Source organism: Patescibacteria group bacterium (assembly GCA_038065255.1).
In the GTDB taxonomy this organism is placed as follows: domain Bacteria; phylum Patescibacteriota; class Patescibacteriia; order JACQRZ01; family JACQRZ01; genus JBBTRI01.
In genome coordinates, this window is the sequence record JBBTRI010000016.1 from 1 (window position 1) to 2,644 (window position 2,644).

The window sequence follows — 2,644 nt, forward strand, 5'->3', positions numbered from 1 at the left end:
CCCATTCATCAGACATTACGGCTCTGCGATTCTTTGCCGGAATATCTTTGAGATATGGCAATGAGAATTCGCTCATTGGTTTTTGTTGCATGTATTCGCCTTGCATAGTTTTTCTTAATATGAATTATTATGAGTTATTAATTGTTAGCATCACCTTACGACCCAATAATGTACCGAGTGTTGCTGAAAGCTCATCTCGATATCTCTCAAGAACATTCTTGCTATACTGTCCAAAATCACCGCTGCTGTCGTAAAAAACAACTTCAAGTTCACCTGACTCCAGTTCATTCTTTTTTATGTACCCGCCACTGCGCAACTCTTCAGGAAAATCAAGACCTGTTTTAGCTTCAAGAGTGGCAAAGATGTCCCTGTGATATCCTCTATCTCCTGTATTACTCCAAGCAATATGGATAGCATCCTCACCACGTGGAATCCCAGTAATAAATTTATTGGTATCTCTTAGTTTTCCCACCTGAGTAATGATTGTGTTCCTGCTCAACGCATTCATGCATTTTTCTGCAATTGCTATGATTTTTGTTCGCCCACATTCGTCCAATCGCACGAATTCACATTCTGATGCAGCTGTACAATTCTTAAGTACTGCCTGGTCGGTAATGCATTTCAAAATCCGAATGATGTCACTGGCGTTATCGCATCTTTTCGCAATATCATACAGAAGGGTGCTTGAAGCAATCGAGGGAACAGCACGCATCACATGACACATAGAGAGCGCTCCCGAGTCTATCAAGGTCAACAATTCAGGCGATTCGCATTTCAATGCCAGTTCTTCAGCAATGTGGTACTGCATCGAAGAAAGAAAGTTATTTTTCATCTGCTCTTGCCGTTCCTGCTCTGATACACGATTATTGATCCTACCTAGAATATTGGTGAGAATCGCAATTTTAAATTCATTCCGTTCAGCACGCTTCACAATCTCAAGTGCAACATCCATCTTGCCTCTTGTAAGTCGGAAAAGTGTTTTGAGTGTTTGTTCGTCATTGCCGACAGCATCAAAAAGTTTCATTTTAGAATCAGGTGCAAGTCGCCCTTCTTTGAGTATTTCTGCAATAATACCCAAATTTCTGGGATCAATACCGTCTACAATTAAGTTGCTGGTTTTCTGCGAATACGAATTTGATTCATAATTTTCTTTTAGGAGTTCACTAACTTCAGTATTCTGTGTGCCATCTCGCAGAAAAGTAACATCTAGTGCGGTTTTTATTTTTTCTGTAAGTTCTTTTTTTGCAGTAAAGTTATAATTCTTCGCTACTACTTTGAATGACGCTACAAGATCATTCATATCCAAGCTCTGCGTGCTCTCGTCGCGTATGAGCCCTTCCAACGCTGATTTTTTAAGTACTCTTAGATTCCTCTGATTGCGTTTTTGTACCTCGTAAGACTTGTATGGAATTTTCAAATTCTGTTCACAAATCGTAAACGACGGCACTCGAATATATGGTGTAAATTTTTCTTTGTTCATATTATTCCTCTTCTTCTGCGTCTTCAGGGGATGCTAATGTGTTAGTAATTTTTTCGAGCGACATTGCTTTAATCGTTTCGACTTGATTAAGTCCACCGTTCAACGTCGATGCTATAAACTTCAGTGCATTCGCATTCCATCCATACACGAAGTACACATCCTTCTCCCCTTTTGGCACCCCTGCATCGCGATAGGGCGCAATTGTTACCAAAAATGCTTTGGCGTTTGGATTGACATTTTTTTTGTACTCGCGCCAGAGCTCGATAAACGGCCCACTGCATTCATACCCTTCCCCATGCGCCCAATCCTGGTCATCGGTAATGCCGATAAACGTATCTACAACAATCTTATTTTTGAGTAAGTGCTCGATTGGCGCTCCGACTGCGGTAGATCCGCCATTACTCATTTCCGTTACTTTTTCTGCTGTCACCATAATATCGTCACGGCCTGAAATACCGTCAGCCGACACAACCCTGCCTTCAAATGGCAGTGTGATTGCACGATCTTTGATGCGTTTCAATAATGCTCCGGTAAATATACCCGCAATGTCGCAATACACCATTGATCCCTTCTGTCCTGCAATGGGCTGCGTCATCGATCCACTCACATCAATACCAAGTGCGATAGTACCACTTCCAAGCTCGGGCATATTCACAAATGAAAGTTCCAGAGCCTCGCGCAGCGCATCTGCAATACGATTGTCAGCTTGCTCACTCTCGGTATATTTTTTCCAGGCATTGAAGAATCGAAACGGAAGAATTTTTGCATGCTCGATTGCTTGGGGATTTGTGAGTCGCTCAACGACATACCTCACGTTTTTTTCATCAGCAAATACACCATGTCGAGTGAATGTCGCAAGGTTGCGCAACAAATTCTGATAAGGCGCCTGGTACAGCAATTCTGTCCAGATGGCCAGTGTCATTTCTTTTACTACAGGGATAACAACCTCAAACGGCAGTCTCCCTTTTCGAATAAGTTCAATGATTTCTTGTTCGTTGGTAGACTTTTTCAGCTGCTCATAGGCGTGTAGTTTGGGGTTAAGCGATGGATCATCGCCAAGTTCGCCTTTTACGATATATCTAAAGAGCTCAGACTGCGCCGGTGATGTCGGTGTTGGGCGCAGGAGGCGTAAGATATCGCGAAGAGTGGGCTTATCGGAATTAT

The 2,644-nt window shown here is 42.4% G+C and carries 2 protein-coding genes; both read right to left on the reverse strand.

The features are described from left to right. Nucleotides 1-127: 127 nt before the first annotated feature. Entirely contained in the window at nt 128-1,480 is a 1,353-nt protein-coding gene (locus AAB400_03995; GenBank protein MEK7649044.1) for a hypothetical protein, read from the reverse strand. Nucleotide 1,481: 1 nt separating this feature from the next. Further along, on the reverse strand, nt 1,482-2,644 hold a 1,163-nt coding region (locus tag AAB400_04000), incomplete at its 5' end, for a TROVE domain-containing protein (protein ID MEK7649045.1).